A 23305-nucleotide genomic window follows, 5' to 3' on the forward strand; every position below is an offset into this window, starting at 1 on the left:
CCACAGCCCCCGCCGCGCCCGCGAGGGGGTGGGATGACAGGCCGCGCGCAATATCCGCATGATGGCCTTCCACCCCGCTGCCAGGGAGGCCAGCCATGCCCGATTCGCTGCCCGAGCCGCTTTTCGATGCGCTGATCGCCCGCGCCGGCCTCCCCCTGACCCCGGCGGAGCGCGACAGCGTCCGCGCCGCCTCCCGCCATGTCGCGGCGCTGACGGAACGGCTGCGCCCGCAGGACCAGCTGGCGCTGGAACCCGCCACGGTCTTCCGGCCGTGAGCGGCCTGGCCGAACTCCCGCTGGGCCTGGCCGAGGCTGCCCGGCTGATCGCGGCGAAGCAGCTTTCGCCGGTCGACCTTGCCGAATGCGCGCTCGCGCGGGCGGAGGAGTGGAACCCGAAGCTGCACGCCTTCATCCGCCTGACACCGGATCTCGCCTTGTCCCAGGCCCGCGCCGCGGAGGCCCGGCAGATGGCGGGCACCCTTACAGGGCCGCTGGACGGCATTCCGATCGGCCACAAGGATATCTACGAGACCGCCGGCATCCCGACGACCGGGCATTCGCGCATCCTGGCCGACCATGTGCCGACCAAGGATGCCGCGGTGGTGCGCGCCTGGGCCGCGGCCGGCACCGTCACCATCGGCAAGACGGCGACGCATGAATTCGCCTGGGGCGGCCCCTCCTTCGACCTGCCCTGGCCGCCGGCCCGCAATCCCTGGGACACCAGCCGCTTCACGGGCGGGTCCTCCACCGGAGCCGGGGCCGCGGTGGCTGCCGGGCTGGTGCTGGGCGCCACCGGAAGCGATACGGGCGGCTCCATCCGCGGCCCCGCCGGGCTCTGCGGCCTGGCCGGCATCAAGCCCAGCTATGGCCTCTGTTCCCGCGCGGGCGTGCTGCCGCTGGCGCATAGCCTGGACACCACGGGCCCCATCGCCTGGACGGTGGAGGACTGCGCCCTGCTGCTGCAGGCCATGGCAGGCCACGATCCGGAGGATCCCTCCTCCGCCGATCGCCCGGCGCCGGACCTGCTCTCCGGCCTCGGCGGCGGCGTGCGCGGCCTGCGTATCGGCCTCATCCGCCACTTCCACGAGCAGGACCTGGTCGCCAGCCCCGCCGTCCGCGCCGGCGTCGAGCACCTGGCGGAGGTGCTGCGCGCCGAGGGCGCCATCCTGTCGGAGGTCACGCTGCCGCCGCTGCTGGATTTCCACGCCGCCGGCTGGCTGATCCTGATGTCGGAAGCCCATGCGGTGCATGAGCCCTGGCTCCGCACCCGCTTCCACGACTATGGCGAGATCCTGCGGGAAAGGCTGGCCCTGGCCGCCCTGGTCTCCGCGCCGGACTACCTGCAGGCGCAGCGCCAGCGGCGCAGGCTGTGCCAGCAGGTCGCCGCGGTGATGGAGGGGGTGGACCTGCTGCTGACCGCGGCACAGCCGGCGGAGGCGCCGCCGATCGACCGCGTGAGCAAATTCGCCAGCCTGGAATCGCCCGGCCTGACCATTCCCTTCAACCTGACCGGCCAGCCGGCGCTGGCCGTCTGCACCGGCTTCGGGGAGGGCGGGCTTCCGGTCGGCGCCCAGCTCATCGGCCGACCCTTTGCGGACGCCACGGTGCTGCGCGCCGGCCATGCCTTCGAGCGTGCCACCGGCTGGCGGGCCCGCCGCGCCGCATAGCCCCTACGGCAGCACCAGATCCCCCGGCGCCAGCCCTTCGCGGATCTCGACCCCGCCGGGGGTGCTGATGCCGAGGGTGACCGGCACCACCTCCTCCCGCCCGCCGCGGCGCACGCGCACCATGCGGCCGCCGGGCCCGCCCTGGATGGCGAAGGGCGGCAGCACCAGCGCGTCCGGCTTCTCGTAGATGATGATGGACAGGCTGGCGGACATGCCGACGGCCAGCATCCGCCGCTGCTCCGGCGAGAGACCCTCCACCGCCACCGCCACGGGGAAGGTCGGCATGCCGCCGCGGCTGCTGGCCTCGCCGCCGGCCTGGGCGGCCACGCTGGTGACGCGGCCCTCCAGCACCAGGTCGCCGAAGGCGTCGCCCGTCACCGTCACCTTCTGGCCGATGCGCACCTTGTTCACGTCGATCTCATCCACCGTGGCGCGCACCTGGAAGGTCTCCAGCGCGCCCAGGGTGAACATGGTCTGGCCGCGCTGCACGCGCGATCCGGGCTCGATGGTCTCGGCGCGGCGGCCGCCCGGCGCTTCGGGCGGCATCAGCACCACGCCGGCGACCGGCGCCCGCACGGTGGCATTGGCGAGGTCCGCCTCCAGCTCCCGCACCTTCACCTCGGCATTGGCGAGTTCCAGTTCGGCGATGCGCAGCGTCTGCTCGTCGCCGCGCGCCAGCGTCGCCTCCAGGTCGTTCTCGGCCGCCTGCACCTGGATCTGCTGGTTGCGCTGCTGCTGCACCAGGGCGCGATGCTCATCCGCCGCGATGATGCCGCGGGAGAGCAGCATGCGCGTCTGCGCCACGCGGGCGGTGATGTCGGATTGTTCCAGCCGCGCCTGCGCCACGGCGCGGCGGGCGCGCGCCACCTCGAAGCCCGTCGTCCAGCCGCGCAGCTCCGCCACGCGCTGGCGGGCGCGGATCTCCGCGCTGCGGGCATCGCGCAGCCGCACCTCGACATCGTTCAGGTCCAGTCGCAGCAGTGGCTGGCCGCGTTCCACCTGGCTGCCGTATTGGAACAGCCGTTCCTGAACCAGCCCGTCGAAGGGCCCCACCACGCTGACCATCGAGCCCGCATCCAGCATGCCGACCACGGCGATGCGGGAGGAGATGGGTGTCGGCGCCAGGGTGATGGGCGGCATGCCGCCGGCATTCGCCTCCGGCGCGCCGCTCCAGCCCGTGGGCAGCGGCAGCCAGGCATAGGCGCCGGTCGCCAGCAGCAGCAGCGCCACGCCGGCCGCGCCCCCAAGCCGTGCCAGGCGGATCCGGCGCTGCGTCTCCTGCATGCGGATCGCGCCCTGCTCCAGCTGCAGATAGGCGGTCTGCAGCTTGCGGTGCTGCTCGGCCAGGTCGCGGCTCAGCGCCGCTTCCGCCGCCGCCAGGCGCTCGCTCTCGGTGACATCGGTCAGGGTCGCGGTCAGGCCGAGCCGCCCGGCCTGTGGCCCGACGCGCAGCCGATAGGCGCGGCTGCTGACGGCCAGGCGCCGCCCGGCGAAATCCACCACCTGGCGCGGCGGCGGCACCTCGGCCGAAACCGGGGCCAGCAGCGCATCCAGCAGCGCATCGGCACTGCCATCCTGCGGCAGCAGGGCGGCGAGCGTCGCACCCGGCGCGCTGGCCGCATCCAGGCCGAGCATGGCGGCGGCGGTGCTGTTCAGCGTGGTGACGGCGCCATCGCTGCCCAAGGCCAGCACGCCATCCGCCAGCCCGTCCAGCGCCGCCCCGAAGCCGAGCTGCAGCCGGTCGTGGCTTTCGCGCAGCGCGAGGTCCGCCGCCGCGCGCGTGGCCAGCAGCGCCAGCCCCTCCCGCTGCGCCGGTGCCAGCTCCCGCGGCGCCGGATCCTGCAAGACCAGCACGCCGAGCGGCCGGCCGAGGGCATCGCGCAGCGCCAGGCCGGCGCAGAAGCCCGGGCAGCCCGGCACCAGGCGCAGGCCGGGTTCGGCCAGCGCCTCCGCCCATGCCGCGGCCAGGGCGGGCTCCACCGGCGGCTGCAGCAGGATGCGCCCGCTGGCGCAGCCGGTGAGCGTGGCGGCGAGCCGGCCGAAATCCTCGGCCAGCGGCGCGCCCTCGGCTTGCAGGGGTCCGTCCATCACCGCTCGTTCAGGCTGATGCGCCAGGTCTCGAGCGTGGTGCCCAGCACCTGGTCCATCGCCGTCAGCGCATTGAGATAGGCGATCACCGCGGCCAGCTCCGCGCTTTCCGCCTGCTGCAAGGCGGACTGGAAGGAGACCACCTGGAAGTTGCTGGACCGCCCGGCCTGCAGCTTCACCAGCTCCGCCGCCAACTGCTGCGCCGTCAGCTCCCGCGCGCGGCGGGCCAGCTGCGCCTGGCGGCGCTGCGCCTCGATGCCGCGAACGGCATTCTCCGTCTGCTGGCGCAGCTGGTCGCGCGCCTCCTCGACCTGCACCTCGGATTGCCGCAGCGCGACCGTCGCATTCACCTCCTGCTGCTCCCGCGACAGGCCGCCGATCGGGATATTCACGCGCAGCCCGATGTTGAAGTCGGACCGCACGGTGGACAGCGCGCCGATCGTCTCCAGCACCTGGGACCGAAGCGCCTGCTGCCCGGCACCGGCGACGATGGACACGTCCCAGAGCCGCTGGTTGCGCGCGATGTCGAGGTTGATGCGGTTGATCTCGATGGTCAGCATGCGCGACAGATAGGCCGGCTGCTGCGCATAGGCCGTGGCCAGCGCCCGATCCAGGTCGATGCGCACCGCGGGGGCGGAGGGACGTTCCGAGGCCCAGATGCGGGAGGAAGGGTCGACGCCCATCAGCACCAGCAGCGAAAGCCGCGCGGCTTCCCCGCTGTTGCGGGCGCCGATCAGTTGCAGCTCCTGCTGCGCGATGCTGGCCTCGGACTGGATCAGTTCCACCTCCGCCAGCCGGCCGGCCGCGATCAGGGCGCGGTTCACCTCCACCAGGTCGCGCGCGCGCCGCAGGCTTTCCTCCGCGATGCGCGTCTGTTCCTGCGCCTGCAGCAGCGCGCGATAGGCGACGATGATCTGCGAGATCTGGTCGATGACCTGCGCCTTCAGCCGCAGCTGCGCGCCCTGTTCGGAAATGCGCGCGATTCGCCGCGGCGCCATGGCATAGTCGATGCCGCCGCCGGCCAGCAGCGGCTGTTCCACCTGGAATCCGATCTCGGAGGGGCCCTGCGGCGTCTGGCCGCGCACATTGGTCTGCGCCGCCAGCCAGGACATGGTGAAGCGCGCCCCGGTCGGCGTATCCACGCTGACCACGGGGCCGAGCGAAAGCTGCGTGCTGTTCACCCCGGCATTGCGCTGGCGCGTCGCCTCCGCCGCTATGGTCAGGCGCGGGGTGAAGCTGTCCTCCGCCACGCGCAGGGCGAAGCGGTCCGCGATGCGCTGCAGGTATTCGCCGCGGATGCCGCGATTGTTGCGCAGGCCGAGGAAGACCGCCTCCGGCAGCGTCAGCGCCACGGCGCCTTCGGGCGGCCGGGGCTGCGCCCGGGCGGGGGCACAGAGCAGGCCCAGCGCCACCACGACCCCGAGCACGGGTCGGCTCAAGAATGATAGCCTCATCGCCGCGCGGGATGCTTTCCCGTGACCGGGAACCGCCCCAGCTTCGACCTGCCTTGTCACTCGGTCGACCCTCTTCTTCGCGCCGTGCAGTGAGTGCACAACTATCTCATCCGGAAGGTCATCAAGTCCATGCGTTCCGTCCTGCCGCCGCCTATGGCGCGGATCGCCACAGCCGATTTGCCGGTGCCCGCGGACTGGGCCACCCTGCGGCGCATGATTCGATCCTGGGGTGGAACCTTGCGGAAGATGCGCTGGATGATCTGCTCGGCGGCGCTGCTGGCCGGCTGCGGCACGCCGGAGGTTTTGCGGCGGCCGCCGGATGCCGCCAGCATCGACCGCAGCGAGACCCTACCCATGCCCGCCATCGCGCTGCCCACCGGGGAACCGCCGATCACCCTGCCCGAGCCTACTCCGCCCGTAATGCCTCGATTGGATCCAGCCGCGATGCCATGACGGCGGGGTAGAAGCCGAAGAAGATCCCGACCGCGGCGGAGACGCCGGCGCCGAGCGGCACCGCGGTGGGCGAGAGCACGAATTCCCAGCCCGAGAGCCAGGCGAAGAACCAGGCGCCGCCGATGCCGAGGAAGATGCCGATGATCCCGCCGGCCACCGAGAGGATCACCGCCTCCGCCAGGAACAGCGTGCGGATATCGCCGGGCTCGGCGCCGATCGCGAGTCGCACGCCGATCTCGCGCCGTCTTTCGGCAATGGAGACCAGCATGATGTTCATCACGCCGACCCCGCCCAGCGCCAGCGCGATGGCGCCCACCGCGCCCAGCAGCAGGGTGAAGAGCTGCATCTGGTTCTGCATGCCCGCGATCAGCTGCCGCGCCGATTGCACGGTGAGCCGCTGGTCGCGGATCTTGGGGGCGAAGTAGCGCTCGATCTGGTGGACCGCGGCCTCCGCCTCCGCATCCGGCCGGATCCGCGCGATGGCCATGGACAAGGCGGGGTTCGCCATGATGCGGCGGACATTCGGGACCGAGACAAACAGTGTCGTGTCGATATCCACCGGCATCATCGGGCTTTGCAGCACCGGCTCCAGGATGCCGATCACGGTGAAGACATAGCGCCCGATCCGCAGGTTGGAGCCGACGCCGACCGGCGCATAGGACGTCGACAATTGCTGCGCCATGCCATGGCCCAGCACGGCATAGAGCTCGTAGCGATCGAGGTCGGAGATGAAGCGGCCGGCGCGTGGGCGGAGGCGGGAGACGCTGGCGAAGGCGGCGGTGACGCCGAGATGCGAGCCATAGGCCGCAGTCCCCTCATGCAGCACGCTGCCGCCGCCGATCACGAAGGGTGCCACCTCCGTCACCATCGGCACCTCCTGCGGCAGCGCCTCGACATCCGCGAGTGCGAAATTGCCGAGGCCGCTATCGGCATCGAGGCGCAGCGTCAGGATATCCGTGCCCAGCTGGCGGAACTGGCGGATCGTCTCGTTGCGCGCGATGGCGCCGACATTGAGCATGGCGATCACCGCCGCCGCCCCGATCACGATGCCGAGCAGCGCCAGCGCGGACCGCTGGCGAGAGGCCAGCAGATTGGCCACCGCCTCCGCTGCCACCCGCTTCACGAGGGCCTCGCCTCGGTCAGCACGCCCTGCGCCAGCACCACCTGGCGCTCGCATTGCGCGGCAACGCCCGGGTCATGCGTGATGATCAGGATCAGCACGCCGAATTCGCGCTTCAGCTCCAGGAACAGGTCCATGATCTCCTGGCTCACCTTGGGGTCCAGCGCGCCGGTCGGCTCGTCCGCCAGCACCACGCGCGGCTCCCCCACCAGGGCGCGGGCGATGGCGACGCGCTGCTTCTGCCCGCCGGAGAGCATGGCCGGCATATGTTCCGTCCGCTCTCCCAGGCCGACGCGCTCCAGCATCGCCAGGGCGCGGCGCCGCGCCTCGGCCTCCGGCGTGCCGCGATACATCAGCGGCAGCGCCACGTTGCGCCAGGCATTCAGCCGCGGCAGCAGGAAGAAGGACTGGAAGACGAAGCCGATCAGCCGGTTGCGCAGCCGCGACAGCTCCCGCGCCTCCGCCTTCAGCACGTCCTGGCCATCGATGCGGTATTGCCCGGCGGTCGGCTTGTCGAGCAGGCCGATGATATTCATCAGCGTGGTCTTGCCGGAGCCGGAGCCGCCCATGATGGAGACCAGCTCCCCCGCCGCCACGGTCAGCGACAGGTTGCGCAGGATGTGCATCTCGCCCGGGCCGACGCGGAAGGATCGGCCGATATCGACCAGTTCAAGCATGGGCGCAGGCTAGACCGGGCGGCCGCGCAGGGAAACGCCGCGCCAGGGGATCAGCGCGCCGCCGCGCCGGTCGCCGGCCAGTCCCAGCTCGGGAAGCGCAGCACAGGGATGCGGGCGATGGCCAGTGTGCGGTCCTCCACCGTCACCGGCACCTCGATCTCGGTCGCGCCGGTGGGGCCGGGGCGGGAGAGCAGCGGCAGCATGATGCGCGCCGTGCCCGCCGCCCGCCGGCCGACCAGCCCGGCGTCGGTCAGCGCCTGCAGCGCCTGGCTGGCGCCGGTCAGCCGCAGCGTGCCGGCGCCCATCGGCTGCAGCGCCTCGTCCAGCGCCAGCGTCGCGGCGGCGGCCAGCTCCGCCGGGCCCCAGCGGATGGAGAGTTGCCGCAGCTCCAGGGACCCGCCGCCGTCGCGCCAGGCCGCCGCCCGCCGCGCCGGCTCCCGCCCCGGCGGCACCGGCCCGCTGAGCGCGGCCTCCGCCGCCAGGGCCTCGATCCGGCGGCCGAAGCCGGCGGCGGCATCGGCGGCCATGGGCAGGTCGATCGCCTCGGCATAGAGGTCGAGCAGCAGCGCCGGCTCATCCTCCGTCGCGGTGGAGGAGGTGGTGGCCGAAAGCCGGGCCGACGCCACCTCCACCGGGCCGCCGGGGCTGGACAGGCGCAGCCGCTCGGCCAGCACCTCCGCCTCCCGCGGCGGGGTATCCTCCTCCAGCGGCACAAGGGCGACCAGCTGGTCCGCCGCGAAGCGCCATTCGCCGCCGGCCAGGCGCAGGCGCTGCGCACCGGGCATCTCCACCCGCAGCCGCCGCAGCCGGGGCAGGGTGACCCGCAGCACCACGCGTTCCGACTCCAGCACCAGCCCGCCGGGCAGGGTGGCGCCGCCCCCTTCCAGCCGCACCGCGCCGAGGGTCAGCGTGGCCGAGAGCGGCCAGCCGCCGCGCACCGGCGTCGCATGCTCCACCCGCCAGCCCTGCGCCCGGCGGATCTGCACCCAGGTGGCGAGGCCGGCCTCCAGCTGGCTGGCCATCAGCTGCCACAGCACCGCATGGCCGGCACCGAGCGCCACCAGCAGCAGCAGGGCGCCAAGGGCGAGGCGGGGCCCCAGGGGGCGCGGACGGGGCGAGGCGGGGGTTTTCAAGAGCATCCTGGGCGGGGATATAGCGCGAAGCGGCCCCCCCGTGCAGGCGTTCTCCCATTTCCTCCGCCGACCCTTCCCTGCTGCCCCCCTCCGCGCCGCCGCTGCATGACGGGGCGATGTGGGTCTTCGGCTATGGCTCGCTGATCTGGCGGCCGGGCTTTGCCCATGCCGGCAGCCATCCCGCCCTGCTGGGCGGCTACCATCGCCGCTTCTGCCTGTGGTCGCATCGCTACCGCGGCACGCCGGAGGCGCCGGGCCTGGTGCTGGGGCTGGACCGCGGCGGCGCCTGCCGTGGCGTGGTCTACCGGGTCCCGGCGGCGGAGGCCGCCGCCGTGCTGCGCTACCTGGACGACCGCGAACTGCCGGATGGGGCGGAGGTGGTCTATCATCGCCGGGTGCTGCGGGTGCGCCGGCTGGATGCGCCGGGCAGCCCGCCGGTGCCGGCGGTGACCTACGTGGCCAATCGTGCCTGCCGGCTTTACGTGCGCGACCTGGCGGAAGCGGCGGCGGCGCGGGCCATCGCCCAGGGGCGGGGGCAGATGGGGGCGAACCGCGACTATCTGCTGAACACGCTGCAGCACCTGGCCGAGATGGGGGTGCAGGACCGCGGCCTGGCGCGGCTTGCGGCGCTGCTGCCGGCGGAGTCCGGTCCACAATCGGAATGATGCGATCTGGGTCCGGCATCGGGCCGATCTGCCGCAGCGTCCTGAACTAATCCACCGCCCCCTTGCGCGTCCCCACTTGCGCCCGAGCCCCAAGCTGTTGCAGCCACCCGCCGGAAGGCCTGTCCAGCCCCCAAATGCTTCTATCAGCAATTTCAATGGCTTAAAACGAGGGCGTCGTCGTGATATTGACGTCCTATCAATGGTTTGGGCGGGTGAGACGACAGCTGACGGCAGCGCCGCGGTCGCGGGGCCGATAAGCCCCACTCGTCAGCCCACAGATTTATCCACAGGGTCTTCCCGCGTGGGAAGCTGCGGCTCGGCCATCAATCGGTCGGTTTCCGTCTCGATCTGCGCCTCCAGCGCCGCCAGCATCCGGGCCCGGTTCAGGCCAGGCGGCAGGGGGGGCAGGAGGGAGATGCGGATCACCCCGGGACGCTTCAGGAAGTGCCGGCGGCCCCAGACGCGGCCGCTATCGGTGGCCACCGGCACCACCGGCGCGCCGGTGCCGGCGGCGATCGCCACCACGCCGGGCTGGTAGGATACGCGCTGGCCCACGGCGGTGCGCGTGCCCTCCGGGAAGATCACCACCTGCCGGCCCGCCGCCACCGCCTCCGTCGCCGCCCGCAGCATGCCGCGCAAGGCTGCCGCGCCACCTGCGCGGTCCACCGGGATCATGCCGGCCTTGCGCGCATGCCAGCCATAGAAGGGAATCGAGAGCAGTTCCTTCTTCATCACATAGGCGGGCTGCGACAGCAGGCTGAGCCAGATGATGGTGTCGAAGGCCGACTGGTGCTTGGCCGCGAGCACCACGCCCCCCGGCGGCAGGTGGTGCCAGCCGCGCACCTCCACCCGCACGCCCACCGCCAGGCGCAGCGCCAGGATCACCAACCGCGCCCAGAGCCGCGTCACCCCCCGGGTGAAGCGCACCGGCAGCAGCAGGGCCGGCACGGCGAGGATGCCGATGCCGGCGGTGATGCCGAAGAACAGGATATTGAACACAAGCGACCGCAGCCAGATCATCGCAGAACCTGCTCCTTCGCCGGCAGGAAGCGCGTCAGCCCGGCCGCGGCCGCCACATACTTCAGATACTCGCCGGACAGCAGGGTCCAGCGGCGCATGCCTGGCACCCCGCGGCCACGGCCGGCGGGGGTGGCCGGCGTGCTGGCCCAGGCGCCGCCCGCCCCGCGCGGCGCCGCCAGCGGACTGCCGGGCTCGGCCCGCAGTGCCGCCGGCATCACCGGATGCGGCACCACCTCCAGCCCCGGCGCCGCCCGCCGCAACTCCAGCAGGGCGCGCGGCATATGGTAGCCGGCAGTCACCAGCCGCACGGAGCCGAGGTGGCGGGAGGTGGCATAGGCCGCCACCTCCACCGCATTGCCCAGCGTCGTCGCCGCCGCCCGCCCCAGCGTCACCCGCCCGGCCAGCGCCGCCGGGTCCCGCGCATGCGCGCGGGCGAGCTCGGCCAGGGTCAGCCCCTCATGCGCACCGGAGACCAGCAGAAGCGGCGCCGCGCCCTGTTCCAGCAGCAGCAGGGCGGTCTCCACCCGGTCACCGCCACCGGTCAGCACGACGATCGCCTCGGAGGGACGCAGCGGATCGTCCACCGCGCTGTCCACCCCATCGAGGAACCGGACGAAACCCCAGCCGAGCGCCAGCAGCCCGGCCAGCAGCGCGAGCCCGAGCAGGCGCAACGGGTGCCTCACGGCAGCCGGCGCAGCCAGCGCCGCACGGTGAATTGCGCGGTGCCCCAGCCCACCAGGAAGGCGACCGGCGGCAGGGTCAGCAGCCCGGCCCAGGGCAGCCCCGCCAGGCTGGCGAGCCGCCCCTCCGCGCCGACCCAGGGGCCCGCAAGATCCGCAAGCAGCGCCAGCGCCGGCACCGCGACTCCGGTGCCCACCACCGCGCCGGTGGCCGCGAGCAGGCCGAGCCGCCGGGCGAAGCGGCCGGCGATGTCGCCATCCCGCGCGCCCAGCCCGTGCAGCACCTCGATCGCATCCCGCCGCGCCGCGATGCCGGCACGGGTGCCCACCGCCACCACGGCGGCGGCGACGGCCGCGACAAGCACCAGCACGCCGAGCGCGATGGCCTGCAGGCTGCGCGCCAGCGCCGCCAGCCGCTGCACCCAGAGGCCATGCGCCTCCACCAGCGCGCCAGGCACCTGGCTGGCCAGGCGGTCGCCGATCAGCACGGGATCGGTGCGGGCATTGTGCAGCCGCAGCTCGATCACCCCCGGCACGGCGATGGCCGGCGCATCGCCGAGCCAGGGGCGCAGCAGCGCGGCCAGGCGCTCCGGCTCCATCGCCTGGGCGGAGGCCACTTCCGGCATGGCCCGCAGCGCCGCGACGGCGCGCTGCAGCCGCGCGGCATCGGCATCCGGGATCTGCACGGTCACCGCGGCCGCGGCGCCGCGCTGCCAGCGTTCCGCCAGCGCGGCCGCACCCTGGGCGCCGGCCAGCGCCAGGGCGGCCAGCAGCGCCATGGCCGCCACCAGGCCCGGCAGCAGAAGGCCGGAGAGCGCCCGGCGCAGCCCCAGCGGGTCCCGCGAATAGCGTCGGCGCCTAGCCATCCCAGCCTGGCCCCCTGGGCGGGGCGCGGCGCGGATCGGGCGGGCGCTGGATATAGGGGGGCGGGCGGTTGGCCTGGCGCGGCGGCTCCGGGAAGTCCTCGGGCGCGGCCCCGGGGGCGGGATAGGCCTCGGGCGGCGGCGCCTCCGCGAAGCGGTCCTCGGGGTAGCCCTCCTCGGGATAGGGCGCCTCGGGCCAGATGGTGGGGTCGGAATCCACCGCCGCGGCGGCGCCGCGCACGCCTTCCACGTCATGCAGCCGGCCATCATGCAGCAGCAGGGAGGGGGCGGGGAAGCGCGCCACCAGGTCCTCGTCATGCGTCGCCACCACCACCGTGGTGCCCAGCCGGTTCATCTCCCGCAGCAGGGCCAGCAGGCGGCGGGCCTGGTGGCTGTCGAGGTTCCCGGTCGGCTCATCCGCCACCAGCAGCGCGGGGCGGTGCACCACGGCGCGGGCGATGGCGATGCGCTGCTGCTCGCCGCCCGAAAGCTCCTGCGGCAGCGCCTCCGCCCGCGCGCCCAGGCCGACCCAGCGCAGGATTTCCGTGACATCGGCGCGCAGCGAGGCCTCCGGCCTCCCGGCCAGGCGCAGCGGCAGGGCGACGTTGTCGAAGGCGGAGAGATAGGGCAGCAGCCGGAAATCCTGGAAGACCACGCCGATCCGCCGCCGCACGGGCGCCAGCGCCGCGCGGCCGGCGCGGGCGGTGCGCAGGCCGAGCACCTCCACTTCGCCGCGCGTCGGGCGCAGCGCCAGGTGCATCAGGCGCAGCACGGAGGATTTGCCCGCCCCGGAGGGGCCGAGCAGCCACGTGAAGGACCCCTGGGGCAGGGCGAAGGTCACGTCGACCAGCGCCTCCGGCCCCCAGGATCCGGTATGCGGGCCGCCGCCGGGGTAGCGGAGGCCGACTGCCTCGAAGCGCACCATCCGCGCTGTCTGCCATGCGGGCGCGCCGGCGCCAAATGATCCTGGCGAGTCGCGGTGCCCTGGGGGTGGCTGGACGCGGGGCGCGGGGGCCGCAAGACTGCGCTTGATGCGAATTTCCTGCCCGAACTGCGCCGCCGAATACGACGTGCCCGATGCGGCGCTGGCCGCCGGGCCGCGCCTGCTGCGCTGCGCCCGCTGCGAGCACAAGTTCACCGCCGCGCTGCCGGAGGGGCCGGCCGAGGCGCCGCCCAGCGAGGCGGAGCCGCCGGAGGCCGGGGAGACGCCGCCCGATCCCGCAGCGGAGCCCGCCGCCGCGCCCGAGGCCGCCCCCCCCGGGGCCGCTGCATCGCCGCCGGCGGCCGATCCGGCCCGCCTGGCGCAGGACCGGCTGAGCGACGCCCCGGCCAGTCCGCCGGACCGCTTCGCCCTGGCCGGCTGGCTGTTGACGGTGCTGGTGCTGGCCTTCGCCGCCTATGCCGGCTTCGCCTGGCGCGCGGAGGTGATGGAGGCCTGGCCGCCCGCCCAGCGCCTTTACGCCCTGTTCGGCCTTGCCTGACGCCCCAGCCCTGACGCGGCGCTGATCGCGGGGACGATTGACGCCGGGGCCGGCTCAGCGCGTCCTGGCCGCATGTTCCTGTTCCGACTCTTCGAGACCGCCGTCGACCCGGTGGCGCCGCCAGGCCGCCCCGCCTCCCGCTGGCTTGGCCGCCCCGTGCCCGAGGCGCCGCCGCCCGCCAGCCTGGCCGGCTTCTACTGGCACTTCGCCCGCCAGGCGCGGGCGCTGTTCGGGCTGCTTTTCGCCACCGGGCTGACCGTCGCCCTGCTCGACCTGCTGATCCCCATCTTCATCGGCCGGGTGGTAGGGCTGCTGGAGCAGCACGGGCCGCAGCGGATCTGGGCCGAGGCGGGCTGGACGCTGGCGGGGATGGCGGCGGTGCTGCTGCTGGCGCGGCCCTCCGCCATCCTTCTGCAGAACCTGGTGACCCAGCAGGGCATCATCCCGGCCGTCACCTCGATGATCCGCTGGCAGAGCCATTGGCAGGTGGTGCGCCAGGGCTGGGCCTTCTTCCAGGAGGATTTTGCCGGCCGCATTGCCAACCGGGTGATGCAGGCGGGGCCTGCGCTGCGCGAGAGCGTGGTGCAGTCGGTGAATGCCGTCTGGTATATTCTTGTCTATGGCACCGGGGCGGTGCTGGTGCTGACCAGCACGGACTGGCGGCTGGCGATCCCCATCCTGGTCTGGTTCGCGCTTTACGCCACGCTGCTGCGGCTGATCGTGCCGCGGATGCGCGACCGGTCTCGCAAGGCCAGCGAGGCGCGCAGCCTGCTCACCGGCCGCGTGGTGGACAGCTACACCAATATCGTGACCGTCAAACTCTTCGCCCGCGCCGAGCAGGAGGATGCCTGGGTGCGGGAGGGGATCGAGCAACTCAACCGCGATTTCGCCCGGCAGACCCGGCTGGTGACGCTGAACGGTTTTTTGCTGTCGACGCTGAACGCCAGCATGCTGACCTCCACCGCCGCGCTGGCGATCTGGCTATGGTCGCGCGGCGAGATCCCGCTGGCGGTGGTGGCCTCGGCCCTGCCGATGGCCTGGCAGATCGCCAATATCTCGGGCTGGGTCGCCTTCAACGTGGCCGGAATTTTTGAGAATATCGGCGTGGTGCAGGAGGCGATGGGCAGCGTCGCCGTGCCGCAGACGGCGCCGGACCCGCCCGGCGCGCAGCCGCTCAAGGTGACGCGGGGGGCGATCCGCTTCGAGGATCTGCGCTTCGGCTACGGGAAGGTTGCGGCACCGGGCCTGCCTTCCCGCGGCGCCGTGCTGCACGATTTCGACCTGGACATCGCGCCGGGGGAGCGTGTCGGGCTGGTCGGCCATTCCGGGGCGGGCAAGACCACCGCCATCAACCTGCTGCTGCGCTTCTTCACGCCGGAGGCCGGCCGCATCCTGGTGGATGGCCAGGATATCGCGGCCGTGACCCAGGAAAGCCTGCGCGGGGCGATCGGGGTGGTGACGCAGGACACCGCGCTGCTGCACCGCTCGATCTTGGAGAATATCCGCTACGGCCGGCCGGATGCCTCGCCGGACGAGGTGGAGGCGGCGGCCCGGCGGGCGGAGGCGCATGACTTCATCCAGGCGCTGTCGGACTGGCGCGGCCGCACCGGCTACGACGCCCATGTGGGGGAGCGGGGGGTGAAACTCTCCGGCGGCCAGCGGCAGCGAATCGCCATCGCCCGGGTGCTGCTGAAGGACGCCCCCATCCTGCTGCTGGACGAGGCGACCAGCGCCCTCGACTCGGAGGTGGAGGCGGCGATCCAGGAGAGCCTGGAGCGGCTGATGGCCGGCAAGACGGTGATCGCCGTGGCCCACCGCCTCTCGACCCTGGCGCGGATGGACCGGCTGGTGGTGCTGCATGAGGGCGGTGTGGCGGAATCCGGCAGCCATGCGGAATTGCTGGCCGCCGGCGGGGTCTATGCGCGACTGTGGCAGCGACAGTCCGGCGGCTTCATCGGCGATTGAGGTCGGCCCGGCGAAGGGAGATGAACCATGTTGCAGCGCGTTCATCACCTTGACACTCCTGCCCCCAAGCCGTAGGAGCGGGCCGCCTTCCGGGCGGGGCGACCGCAGGGGAGAGCGACGGATGGCGGAAGACGAAGGCTTCGAGCAAAGGCTCCGGCAAGCCCGGGCGCGGCAGGGGATGGATCCTAAGCCGGGCCTCAACGGCGCGCTGCCGGCCAGCAGCTGGGGGGTCGGCTTCCGTGCGGGTGTCGAGGTCGTCTCGGCCCTGATCGTGGGTGTTGCCGTCGGCTGGTTCCTGGACCGCTGGCTCGGCACCTGGCCGTGGCTTTTCCTGCTGTTCTTCGTCTTCGGCAGCGTCGCCGGCGTGATGAACGTGTTTCGCTTGTTCAATCCGCGTGGCGCTGCGAGGAAGCAGGATTAAGGGCTGCCGCATCCGCGGCATATGAGGGTTCCCCGCCGCGCGGGGGACGGGAGATTGCGAGTGGCCGCCGAGACCGGGACGATCGACGCGCTGAGCCAGTTCGAGCTCATTCCCGTGCTGGGCCCGGTGGGCGCGGCCGTGGGCTTCACGCAGTCCAATGCGCATATGCTGCTGGCGGCTGGGCTGATCACGGCGCTGATCATGTTCGGCATGTCCGCCCGCGCCGTGGTGCCGGGGCGCCTGCAGTCCCTGGCCGAGGCCTCCTACGAATTCGTGCACGACCTGGTGGTCGGCCAGGTGGGCGATGAGGGCAAGCGCTTCTTCCCCTTCGTCTTCACGCTGTTCATGTTCGTGCTCTTCGGCAATATGCTGGGCCTGTTTCCCTACGCCTTCACCTATACCAGCCATATCGCGGTGACCTTCGGCCTGGCGGCCATCGTCTTCGTGCTGATCACGGTGGTGGCGCTGGCGCTGCATGGCCGGAAGTTCTTCGGCTACTTCTTCCCGGAGGGGGCGCCGCTCTGGCTCGCGCCCATCATCATCCCGGTGGAGATCGTCTCCTACCTGTCGCGGCCGGTCAGCCTCTCCATTCGTCTCTTCGCGAATATGGTGGCCGGCCACGTCATGCTGAAGGTCTTCGCCACCTTCGTCGTGCTGCTCGGCGGGCTCGGCGCGATCGGGCCGCTGGTGGCGGTGCTGCCGCTCTCGGTCAATATCGCCCTGGTCGGGTTCGAAGTCCTGGTGGCCTTCCTGCAGGCCTATGTCTTCGCCATCCTGACCAGCATCTACCTGCACGACGCGGTGCATCTGCACTAAGCCAAACTGGCCTGGGCCATTCCGGCCCGCGTCGCTCAGCTTCACCCACCCAGTTCAATTCAAGACGGAAGGATTACCCAGATGGAAGTGGCTGCCGCGAAGGCCCTCGGGGCTGGCATCGCCGTGATCGCGCTGTTCGGCGTGGGCCTCGGCATCGGCAACATCTTCTCCTCGCTGATCACCAGCGTGGCGCGCAACCCGGCGGCCCGCGATGCGGTCTTCCCGATCGGCATCCTGGGCTTCGCGCTCACGGAAGCCGTCGCGCTCTTCGCGCTGCTGATCGCCTTCCTGATCCTGTTCGCCTGAGTTTCGCGGCCGGCGCAAGCCGGCCGGGAATTTCGCGACGGAGCGCGCAACCCTTCGGTGGCGCGCCACAGGGAAGCTGACGAGGAACACCATGCCGCAGCTCGATTTCGGCAATCCGCTGATGATCGCCCAGATCGTCTGGTTGCTGATCATCTTCGGGGTCCTCTATTTCGTGCTTTCCGCCTATGCGCTGCCGCGCGTGGCGGAGGTGCTGGAGGATCGCCGGCGCCGGATCGAGGGCGACCTCGAAGCCGCGCAGGCTGCGAAGGCGGAGGCCGATGCGGCCATCGCCGCGCATCGTGACGCCACCGCGCAGGCGCGGGCCGAGGCGCAGGCCGCCATCGCCGCCGCCATGCAATCCGCCACGGCGGAAGCCGCGCAGCGGTCCGAGGCGCTGGCCGCCCGGCTCGCCGAGCAGGTGGCCGCCGCCGAGGCACGCATCGCCGCGGCCCGGGATTCCGCCATGGGCGCGCTGCGCCAGGTGTCCACGGAGACCGCGGAGGCGCTGATGCAGCGCCTGACCGGCCAATCCGACGCGGCCACCGTGGGCGCTGCGGTCGATCGTGCGCTCGCCGCACGCGGCCAGGGTTGAGGAGCGCCGCCATGGAACACCATCACTACGAGCACTTCTGGCTCGACCCGAAGTTCTGGGTCGCCGTCTCCTTCGTGCTGTTCGTGCTGCTGGTCGGCAAGATGGCCTGGGGCCGGATCACCGCCATGCTGGATGCCCGCGGTGCGCGCATCCAGGCCGAGCTGGCGGAAGCCGCGCGGCTGCGGGCCGAGGCGGAGGCGCTGCGCAAGCAGGCCGAGGCCGACCGTGCCGCCGCTCTGGCGGAGGCCGAGGACATGATCGCCCGCGCCCGCGCCGAGGCCGGCCGCGTGGCCGAGGCCGCGGCGCTGGAGGCCGAGCATGCCGCCAAGCGGCGTGAGCGCATGGCGCTCGACCGGATCGCCGCCGCAGAGGCGAGCGCGCTGGCCGAGGTCCGCAACGCCGCCGCCGAGGTGGCCGTCGCCGCGACCCGCGACGTGCTGTCGGCGACGATGAATGCCGAGAAGGACGCCGCGCTGATCGACAGCGCCGTCGCCGATCTTCCGCGCGCCCTCCGCGCGGCCTGATCCACCGCCTCACTATCGAGCCTGCCGGACGGGGACCCTTCAGGGTCCCCGTTTACTTTGTGGCGCCAGGTCCTAGTCTTCGCGCACGAAACTCCTGAGGAGACTTCCGTGCGCAGACATTTTCTGGCCGCCGCGCTGCTTGCCAGCTCGGCCCTGTCCCTACCCGTCGCCGCCCAGGCCAATCTCTTCCGCTGGGCCAATGACGGCGACGTCAATTCCATGGACCCCTATGCGCGGCAGGAGACCTTCCTGCTGATGTTCAACGGCAATATCTATGAGCCGCTGGTGCGCCGGAACCGCCAGCTGCAGGTGGAGCCGTCCCTGGCCGAAAGCTGGACCCAGCCCAGCCCGACCGTCTGGCGCTTCCAGCTGCGCCGCGGCGTCACCTTCCAGGACGGCACGCCCTTCACCGCGCAGGACGTCGTCTTTTCCTACGTCCGGGCCAAGGCGCAGGGCTCCAATGTCGGCGGCAGCCTGGCGAGCGTGAAGGAAGCGCGCGCGATCGACGACCACACGCTGGAGGTCGAGACCACCGCGCCCAACCCGATCTTCCTGGAGGAGATCACCGGCATCGGCATCATGTCGCAGCGTTGGGCGGAGGCGAACAACGCCACCCGCAGCGCCGACCTGACCACGGGCGCCGAGAACTTCGCCACGCGCAACGCCATGGGCACCGGCCCCTTCCGCCTGGTGAGCCGCGAGCCGGACCGCCGCACCGTCCTCGCCCCCAACCCCAATTGGTGGGACCGCGCGGAGCACAACCTGACCCGCGTCGAGTTCAACGTCATCGCCAATGACGCGACGCGCGTGGCCGCCCTGCTCTCGGGCGAGGTGGACATGGTCTATACCGTGCCGCCGCAGGACACCCAGCGCCTGTCGCGCACCAATGGCATCACCATCCACCAGCAGGCGGAGCTGCGGACCATCTATCTCGGCTTCGACCAGAGCCGGGCGGAGCTGCTGAAATCCGATGTCCGCGGCCGCAATCCCTTCCAGGACGTGCGGGTGCGCCGCGCCTTCAATCACGCGATCGACCGCGCCAGCATCGTCCGCACCGTGATGCGCGGCCAGGCGCGCGCCACCGGCCTGATGATCGGCCCGGGCGTGAACGGCCATACCGATGCGCGCGACCAGGTGCCGGAATACAACCCGGACCTCGCCCGCCGCCTGCTGGCCGAGGCCGGCTATCCGAACGGTTTCGGCGTGACGCTGGACTGCCCGAACGACCGCTATGTGAATGACGAGGCGATCTGTACGGCGGCCGTCTCCATGCTCGCCCGCGTCGGCATCCGCGTCACGCTGAACGCCCAGACCCGCGCCCGCTACTTCGCCGAGATCCTGGGGCCGCGCTACAATACCAGCTTCTACATGCTGGGCTGGACCCCCAATACCTACGACGCGCACAACGCCTTCTTCAACCTGATGGCGGGGCGGGAGGGCAATCGCGGCATGTTCAATGTCGGCGGTTTCAACAATGCCCGCTTCAACGAGCTGGTCGACCTGATGGCGGTGGAGACCGACGCCGCCAAGCGCAACGGCATGATCGAGGAAGCCATGCGCATCCATACCGAGCAGGCCGGCCACCTGCCGCTGCACCAGCAGACGGTGATCTGGGCCGCGCGCAACAATGTCCAGCTGCAGCAGCTGGCCGACAACTGGTTCCCGCTGCGCTTCGTCCGCATGGGCAACTGAGAGTGGAGGGGCGCTGTGGCGCCCCTCCCACTACGGCAGTGGGACTGACCTATCATGCCCCCCGCGCATGGGTGCATTGTTAGCTTCGATGGCTCCCCTGCGCATGGGTGTTGCGATAGCATCGGGTCACACGCAATAAAAACCGAGAGCGACAGGCGCCATGACCCAATTCCCCACCACCCTGACCCGCAGCCCCAAGCCGCGCCAGCCGGATAGCGCGCTGGCCTTCGGCAAGTCCTTCACGGACCACATGTTCCTGATGGACTACACGGAGGGGAAAGGCTGGCACGATCCGCGCATCGTCCCCTATGGCCCGCTGTCCATGGACCCCGCCACCACGGTGCTGCACTACGCCCAGGCGGTCTTCGACGGCCTCAAGGCCTATCGCGGCGCCGATGGCACCATCCGCCTGTTCCGAGCCCAGCGCCATGCGGAGCGCCTCGGCAAATCCTGCGCCGGCCTCTGCATCCCGCCGATCCCGGCGGAGCTGGTGCTGCAGAGCTTCGAGGCGATCGTCGGCGTCGACCATGACTGGGTGCCGCGGACCGAGGGCACCAGCCTCTATATCCGCCCGACCGTGATCGCGACCGATGTGATGCTCGGCGTGCACCCCTCGCACAGCTACACCTATTTCGTCATCTGCTCCCCGGTCGGCGCCTATTACAAGGAAGGCGTGAAGCCGGTGCGCATCCTGGCCACCGATACGCATGTGCGCGCGGTGCAGGGGGGCTTGGGCGAATCCAAGGCGGCCGCCAACTACGCCGCCTCCCTCTCCGCGCAGCAGGAGGCGGAGCGCCAGGGCTTCACCCAGGTGCTGTGGCTGGATGGCGTGGAGCGGCGCTGGATCGACGAGGTCGGCACCATGAACATCATGATGAAGATCGGCGACGAGATCGTCACCCCGCCGCTGGCCGGCACCATCCTGGACGGCGTGACCCGCAATTCCATCCTGACCCTGCTGCGCGACTGGGGGCACACCGTCTCCGAACGCCCCGTCAGCATCCAGGAGGTGATGCAGGCGGGCCGCGAGGGGCGGCTGACCGAGATGTGGGGCACGGGCACGGCCGCCGTGGTCTCGCCCGTGGGTGAGCTGGGCTACAAGGGCGACCGCATCAGCATCGGCAATGGCCAGACCGGCGAACTGACCCAGAAGCTGTATGACAGCATCATCGGCATCCAGTATGGCCGCCTGCCCGATGCGCATGGCTGGATGAGCCCCGTGAAGGTGCCGGTCGAGGCCTGACTCCCGCGCCGCGCCGGCATCCCGGCGCGGCGCCCGGCCGGCCTCAGCGCCAGTGGCCGGGGACCCAGATCCAGCCCTCGGGCCGGCGCCAGACCCAATGGCCATGCGCCCAGCTAAGCCGTGCATCGGGCCGTTCCACCCATTCGCCGGGGATCCAGTCATAGGCCCGGCCGGACCAGTGCCAATGGCCGGGCTGCCAGGCCCAATGCTCCCCGCGCGGCGCCGGCGGCCGCACCTCCGCCCGCAGCGGCGGCACGGGGGGGTAGTAGCCCTGCGCCAAGGCGACGGTGGGCGCGCAGCCGGCGGTCAGCGCGGCGGTGGCCAGCGCCAGCGGCAGGAACAGGCGGCGTGAGAGGCTTGTGCTGGGATGATGCATGACCGGACCTCCTCTTCGAACACGCCCGGCATCTTGGCCCTGGCGCATGGAGGTTCGGCCCGCGCCATCATGAAGACGGCGTCAGGGAAGGGGCCCCGCCTATTCGCTCTCCAGCCGGTCGATATCGTCGTCCGAGAAGCCGAAGTGGTGCGCGATCTCGTGGATCAGCACGTTGCGGACCAGGCGGAACAGGTCCTCCCCGGTCTCCACCCATTCCAGCAGGATCGGCTCCCGGTACAGGGTGATGCTGTCTGGCTCGCCCGGCGCGTCGAAGACGCTCTTCTGCGTCAGCGGCGTGCCGCGATAGAGGCCGGTCAGCGCCCAGGGGCTTTCGAAGCCGAGTTCGGCCGCGGTCTCGTCATCCGCCACCTCCTCGACCACGATGGCGGCGCCGCGGACCAGGTCGCGCAGCTCCTTCGGGATGGCGGAAAAGGCCTGCTCGGCCATTTCCACGATATCCTCCAGTGTCGGGGGGTGGCTGAATCGGGTCATCCCATGCTTCCTTCCCGCCGCCGCGCCGCGCGTCAAGCCCAGGGAGATGCCCGATGATCCGCCCCCTCGATGCCCAGGCGCGCGCGGAGCTGCCCCGCACCCTGCCGCTCTGGACCCTGGCGGAGGGGCGGGATGCCATCTTCCGCCGCTTCCGCTTCGCCGATTTCTCCGCCGCATGGGGCTTCATGACCCGCGTCGCCCTGCTGGCGGAGAAGCTGGACCATCATCCGGAATGGTCGAATACCTGGAACCGCGTGGAGATCCTGTTGACCACGCATGACGCCGGCGGCCTGTCCGCGCGCGACATCGCCATGGCCCAGGCGATCGACGCCGTCGAGCCCGGCCGGATCGTGTAACGATGGTGCCCTGACGGCGCTGGTCAGCGACCCTGGCTCTCGCCTACCCTTCCGCCACCGCGCCGCAGGCGCCACGACAGGGAGTGGATGGGATGATGCAACGCAGGACGATTCTGGGGGCCGGCCTGGCAGCGCCGATGCTGCTGGCGGGCGGCCGCGGCGCCTTCGCGCAGGGCTCCGGCCCCATCCGCGTGGCGACCGCGGGCCCGATGACCGGCCAGTATGCGAGCTTCGGCGCGCAGTTCCGCGCCGGCGCCGAGCAGGCCGTGGCCGACCTCAATGCCGCCGGCGGCGTGCTGGGCCGCCAGCTGGCGCTGGAAGTGGGTGACGATGCCTGCGATCCGCGCCAGGCCGTTTCCGTCGCCAACCAGCTTGCCTCCCGCCGCGTGGTGATGGTGGCCGGGCATTTCTGCTCGGGCAGCTCGATCCCCGCCAGCAAGGTCTATGCGGAGGAGGGGCTGCTGCAGATCAGCCCGGCCTCGACCAACCCGACCTTCACCGATGCCGGCGACTGGAACACCTTCCGCGTCTGCGGCCGCGACGACCAGCAGGGCCTGGTGGCCGGGCGCTATATCGCGCAGAACATGCGCGACCGCCGCATCGCCATCCTGCACGACAATACCGCCTATGGCCGCGGCCTGGCGGAAGAGACCAAGAAGGCGATGAACGCCGCCGGCGTGACGGAGGCGCTCTATTCCGCCTATACGCCGGGGGAGCGCGACTATTCCGCCATCGTCTCCCGCCTCCAGCAGGCCAATATCGGCGTGCTCTATGTCGGCGGCTACCACACGGAATCCGGGCTGATCCTGCGCCAGGCGAAGGAGGTCGGGATGAACCTGACCCTCATCGGCGGCGATGCGCTGGTGACCAACGAATTCTGGCAGATCACCGGCGCCGCCGGTGAGGGCACGCTGATGACCTTCAGCAGCGACCCGCGCAAGCGCGCCAGCGCCGCCGCCGTGGTGCAGAGCTTCCGGGCCAAGAACGTCGATCCCGAGGGCTATGTCCTCTACACCTATGCCACGCTGCAGATCTGGGCGGCAGCCGCGGCCCGAGTCGGCAGCACCGATGCGCGGCGCATCGCGGCGCTGCTCAAGTCCGGTGGGCCCTGGGCCACGGTGCTGGGTGACATCAACTTCGACCGCAAGGGCGATGTCACCGTGCCGGATTATGTCTTCTACGTCTGGCGCAACGGCACCTACGCCGAGATGTGAGCCTTCCG

Annotated in this window: 26 protein-coding genes; 14 read left to right on the forward strand and 12 right to left on the reverse strand. The window is 71.7% G+C overall.

The window, feature by feature from the left end; genetic code table 11:
• The first annotated feature begins 95 nt into the window (after positions 1 to 95).
• Complete coding sequence (locus tag ACTIF1_RS09505) at positions 96 to 275, forward strand: hypothetical protein (RefSeq protein ID WP_439596161.1); 180 nt, start codon at positions 96 to 98, stop codon at positions 273 to 275.
• On the forward strand, positions 272 to 1666 hold the full coding sequence (locus tag ACTIF1_RS09510) for an amidase (protein ID WP_439596162.1): 1395 nt from the start codon (positions 272 to 274) through the stop codon (positions 1664 to 1666). The genes ACTIF1_RS09505 and ACTIF1_RS09510 overlap by 4 nt, the downstream gene beginning before the upstream one ends.
• A 3-nt stretch (positions 1667 to 1669) precedes the next feature.
• On the opposite strand, the gene ACTIF1_RS09515 is transcribed toward ACTIF1_RS09510, so the two are convergent.
• The 6 genes from ACTIF1_RS09515 to ACTIF1_RS09540 all read right to left on the reverse strand — a co-directional run bounded on the left by ACTIF1_RS09515 (position 1670) and on the right by ACTIF1_RS09540 (position 8597).
• Positions 1670 to 3754: an HlyD family efflux transporter periplasmic adaptor subunit gene (locus ACTIF1_RS09515; RefSeq protein WP_439596163.1), complete on the reverse strand. Its 2085-nt coding sequence runs from the start codon at positions 3752 to 3754 to the stop codon at positions 1670 to 1672.
• Positions 3754 to 5193 carry a TolC family protein gene (locus ACTIF1_RS09520; protein WP_439596164.1) on the reverse strand — a complete coding sequence of 480 codons (1440 nt, stop codon included), beginning with the start codon at positions 5191 to 5193 and terminating at the stop codon, positions 3754 to 3756. Before ACTIF1_RS09520 ends, ACTIF1_RS09515 begins: the two co-directional genes overlap by 1 nt.
• A gap of 116 nt (positions 5194 to 5309) precedes the next feature.
• Positions 5310 to 5603, reverse strand: coding sequence for a hypothetical protein (locus tag ACTIF1_RS09525; protein ID WP_439596165.1), 294 nt, complete (start codon positions 5601 to 5603; stop codon positions 5310 to 5312).
• Between the two features lie 11 nt (positions 5604 to 5614).
• A complete protein-coding gene (locus ACTIF1_RS09530) occupies positions 5615 to 6784 on the reverse strand; it encodes an ABC transporter permease (protein ID WP_439596166.1) in 1170 nt (389 codons plus the stop codon).
• A complete protein-coding gene (locus ACTIF1_RS09535) occupies positions 6781 to 7458 on the reverse strand; it encodes an ABC transporter ATP-binding protein (RefSeq protein ID WP_439596167.1) in 678 nt (225 codons plus the stop codon). The genes ACTIF1_RS09530 and ACTIF1_RS09535 overlap by 4 nt, the downstream gene beginning before the upstream one ends.
• A gap of 50 nt (positions 7459 to 7508) precedes the next feature.
• Entirely contained in the window at positions 7509 to 8597 is a 1089-nt protein-coding gene (locus tag ACTIF1_RS09540) for a DUF2125 domain-containing protein (protein WP_439596168.1), read from the reverse strand.
• 110 nt (positions 8598 to 8707) lie between these two features.
• Here ACTIF1_RS09540 and ACTIF1_RS09545 point away from each other — a divergent pair, with 110 nt between their 5' ends.
• Positions 8708 to 9256, forward strand: a complete 549-nt coding sequence (locus ACTIF1_RS09545) for a gamma-glutamylcyclotransferase (protein WP_439596169.1) — start codon at positions 8708 to 8710, stop codon at positions 9254 to 9256.
• A 267-nt stretch (positions 9257 to 9523) separates the two neighbouring features.
• On the opposite strand, the gene ACTIF1_RS09550 is transcribed toward ACTIF1_RS09545, so the two are convergent.
• The 4 genes from ACTIF1_RS09550 to ACTIF1_RS09565 are packed head-to-tail and all read right to left on the reverse strand — an operon-like array spanning position 9524 to position 12744.
• Entirely contained in the window at positions 9524 to 10276 is a 753-nt protein-coding gene (locus tag ACTIF1_RS09550) for a lysophospholipid acyltransferase family protein (protein WP_439596170.1), read from the reverse strand.
• Positions 10273 to 10947, reverse strand: a complete 675-nt coding sequence (locus tag ACTIF1_RS09555) for a YdcF family protein (RefSeq protein WP_439596171.1) — start codon at positions 10945 to 10947, stop codon at positions 10273 to 10275. The genes ACTIF1_RS09550 and ACTIF1_RS09555 overlap by 4 nt, the downstream gene beginning before the upstream one ends.
• Before the next feature lie 8 nt (positions 10948 to 10955).
• Entirely contained in the window at positions 10956 to 11822 is an 867-nt protein-coding gene (locus tag ACTIF1_RS09560; RefSeq protein WP_439596172.1) for a cell division protein FtsX, read from the reverse strand.
• A complete protein-coding gene (locus ACTIF1_RS09565) occupies positions 11815 to 12744 on the reverse strand; it encodes a cell division ATP-binding protein FtsE (RefSeq protein ID WP_439596173.1) in 930 nt (309 codons plus the stop codon). The genes ACTIF1_RS09560 and ACTIF1_RS09565 overlap by 8 nt, the downstream gene beginning before the upstream one ends.
• 106 nt (positions 12745 to 12850) lie before the next feature.
• Between ACTIF1_RS09565 and ACTIF1_RS09570 the strand changes: the two genes are divergently transcribed.
• The 9 genes from ACTIF1_RS09570 (at position 12851) to ACTIF1_RS09610 (ending at position 20859) form a co-directional block, all read left to right on the forward strand.
• Positions 12851 to 13300 (forward strand): zinc-ribbon domain-containing protein, encoded by a 450-nt coding sequence (locus ACTIF1_RS09570; protein ID WP_439596174.1) that lies wholly within the window; start codon positions 12851 to 12853, stop codon positions 13298 to 13300.
• 72 nt (positions 13301 to 13372) lie between these two features.
• On the forward strand, positions 13373 to 15265 hold the full coding sequence (locus ACTIF1_RS09575) for an ABC transporter ATP-binding protein (protein WP_439596175.1): 1893 nt from the start codon (positions 13373 to 13375) through the stop codon (positions 15263 to 15265).
• 121 nt (positions 15266 to 15386) lie between these two features.
• Complete coding sequence (locus ACTIF1_RS09580) at positions 15387 to 15686, forward strand: AtpZ/AtpI family protein (protein ID WP_439596176.1); 300 nt, start codon at positions 15387 to 15389, stop codon at positions 15684 to 15686.
• A gap of 60 nt (positions 15687 to 15746) precedes the next feature.
• Positions 15747 to 16502: a F0F1 ATP synthase subunit A gene (locus tag ACTIF1_RS09585; RefSeq protein ID WP_439596177.1), complete on the forward strand. Its 756-nt coding sequence runs from the start codon at positions 15747 to 15749 to the stop codon at positions 16500 to 16502.
• A gap of 81 nt (positions 16503 to 16583) precedes the next feature.
• Positions 16584 to 16808, forward strand: a complete 225-nt coding sequence (locus ACTIF1_RS09590; protein ID WP_131546781.1) for an ATP synthase subunit C family protein — start codon at positions 16584 to 16586, stop codon at positions 16806 to 16808.
• Positions 16809 to 16899: 91 nt separating this feature from the next.
• Entirely contained in the window at positions 16900 to 17400 is a 501-nt protein-coding gene (locus ACTIF1_RS09595) for a F0F1 ATP synthase subunit B family protein (RefSeq protein ID WP_439596178.1), read from the forward strand.
• Between the two features lie 11 nt (positions 17401 to 17411).
• The gene (locus ACTIF1_RS09600; RefSeq protein WP_439596179.1) at positions 17412 to 17924 is read left to right on the forward strand and encodes a F0F1 ATP synthase subunit B family protein; all 513 of its coding nucleotides are present in this window, start codon (positions 17412 to 17414) and stop codon (positions 17922 to 17924) included.
• A gap of 108 nt (positions 17925 to 18032) precedes the next feature.
• A complete protein-coding gene (locus tag ACTIF1_RS09605) occupies positions 18033 to 19616 on the forward strand; it encodes an ABC transporter substrate-binding protein (RefSeq protein ID WP_439596180.1) in 1584 nt (527 codons plus the stop codon).
• A gap of 160 nt (positions 19617 to 19776) precedes the next feature.
• Positions 19777 to 20859: a branched-chain amino acid aminotransferase gene (locus ACTIF1_RS09610; protein ID WP_439596181.1), complete on the forward strand. Its 1083-nt coding sequence runs from the start codon at positions 19777 to 19779 to the stop codon at positions 20857 to 20859.
• A 43-nt stretch (positions 20860 to 20902) separates the two neighbouring features.
• Here the strand turns inward: ACTIF1_RS09610 and ACTIF1_RS09615 are convergent, their stop codons facing one another.
• Complete coding sequence (locus ACTIF1_RS09615) at positions 20903 to 21235, reverse strand: hypothetical protein (RefSeq protein WP_439596182.1); 333 nt, start codon at positions 21233 to 21235, stop codon at positions 20903 to 20905.
• Between the two features lie 99 nt (positions 21236 to 21334).
• The gene (locus ACTIF1_RS09620; protein ID WP_439596183.1) at positions 21335 to 21727 is read right to left on the reverse strand and encodes a metallopeptidase family protein; all 393 of its coding nucleotides are present in this window, start codon (positions 21725 to 21727) and stop codon (positions 21335 to 21337) included.
• Positions 21728 to 21780: 53 nt separating this feature from the next.
• Between ACTIF1_RS09620 and ACTIF1_RS09625 the strand changes: the two genes are divergently transcribed.
• On the forward strand, positions 21781 to 22083 hold the full coding sequence (locus tag ACTIF1_RS09625; protein WP_439596184.1) for a 4a-hydroxytetrahydrobiopterin dehydratase: 303 nt from the start codon (positions 21781 to 21783) through the stop codon (positions 22081 to 22083).
• Between the two features lie 92 nt (positions 22084 to 22175).
• Positions 22176 to 23297, forward strand: a complete 1122-nt coding sequence (locus ACTIF1_RS09630) for a branched-chain amino acid ABC transporter substrate-binding protein (RefSeq protein ID WP_439596185.1) — start codon at positions 22176 to 22178, stop codon at positions 23295 to 23297.
• Positions 23298 to 23305: the final 8 nt, after the last annotated feature.

Origin of the sequence: Falsiroseomonas sp. (assembly GCF_051860665.1) — a bacterium.
GTDB lineage: Bacteria > Pseudomonadota > Alphaproteobacteria > Acetobacterales > Acetobacteraceae > Falsiroseomonas.

Coding starts and splice junctions, on each gene's coding strand:
- ACTIF1_RS09565 (WP_439596173.1), bottom strand. CDS start 12,744: ATGGTGCGCTTCGAGGCAGTCGGCCTCCGCTACCCCGGCGGCGGCCCG.
- ACTIF1_RS09625 (WP_439596184.1), top strand. CDS start 21,781: ATGATCCGCCCCCTCGATGCCCAGGCGCGCGCGGAGCTGCCCCGCACC.
- ACTIF1_RS09515 (WP_439596163.1), bottom strand. CDS start 3,754: ATGGACGGACCCCTGCAAGCCGAGGGCGCGCCGCTGGCCGAGGATTTC.
- ACTIF1_RS09580 (WP_439596176.1), top strand. CDS start 15,387: ATGGCGGAAGACGAAGGCTTCGAGCAAAGGCTCCGGCAAGCCCGGGCG.
- ACTIF1_RS09610 (WP_439596181.1), top strand. CDS start 19,777: ATGACCCAATTCCCCACCACCCTGACCCGCAGCCCCAAGCCGCGCCAG.
- ACTIF1_RS09545 (WP_439596169.1), top strand. CDS start 8,708: ATGTGGGTCTTCGGCTATGGCTCGCTGATCTGGCGGCCGGGCTTTGCC.
- ACTIF1_RS09575 (WP_439596175.1), top strand. CDS start 13,373: ATGTTCCTGTTCCGACTCTTCGAGACCGCCGTCGACCCGGTGGCGCCG.
- ACTIF1_RS09595 (WP_439596178.1), top strand. CDS start 16,900: ATGCCGCAGCTCGATTTCGGCAATCCGCTGATGATCGCCCAGATCGTC.
- ACTIF1_RS09630 (WP_439596185.1), top strand. CDS start 22,176: ATGATGCAACGCAGGACGATTCTGGGGGCCGGCCTGGCAGCGCCGATG.
- ACTIF1_RS09615 (WP_439596182.1), bottom strand. CDS start 21,235: ATGCATCATCCCAGCACAAGCCTCTCACGCCGCCTGTTCCTGCCGCTG.
- ACTIF1_RS09560 (WP_439596172.1), bottom strand. CDS start 11,822: ATGGCTAGGCGCCGACGCTATTCGCGGGACCCGCTGGGGCTGCGCCGG.
- ACTIF1_RS09540 (WP_439596168.1), bottom strand. CDS start 8,597: ATGCTCTTGAAAACCCCCGCCTCGCCCCGTCCGCGCCCCCTGGGGCCC.
- ACTIF1_RS09600 (WP_439596179.1), top strand. CDS start 17,412: ATGGAACACCATCACTACGAGCACTTCTGGCTCGACCCGAAGTTCTGG.
- ACTIF1_RS09535 (WP_439596167.1), bottom strand. CDS start 7,458: ATGCTTGAACTGGTCGATATCGGCCGATCCTTCCGCGTCGGCCCGGGC.
- ACTIF1_RS09550 (WP_439596170.1), bottom strand. CDS start 10,276: ATGATCTGGCTGCGGTCGCTTGTGTTCAATATCCTGTTCTTCGGCATC.
- ACTIF1_RS09590 (WP_131546781.1), top strand. CDS start 16,584: ATGGAAGTGGCTGCCGCGAAGGCCCTCGGGGCTGGCATCGCCGTGATC.
- ACTIF1_RS09620 (WP_439596183.1), bottom strand. CDS start 21,727: ATGACCCGATTCAGCCACCCCCCGACACTGGAGGATATCGTGGAAATG.
- ACTIF1_RS09505 (WP_439596161.1), top strand. CDS start 96: ATGCCCGATTCGCTGCCCGAGCCGCTTTTCGATGCGCTGATCGCCCGC.
- ACTIF1_RS09570 (WP_439596174.1), top strand. CDS start 12,851: ATGCGAATTTCCTGCCCGAACTGCGCCGCCGAATACGACGTGCCCGAT.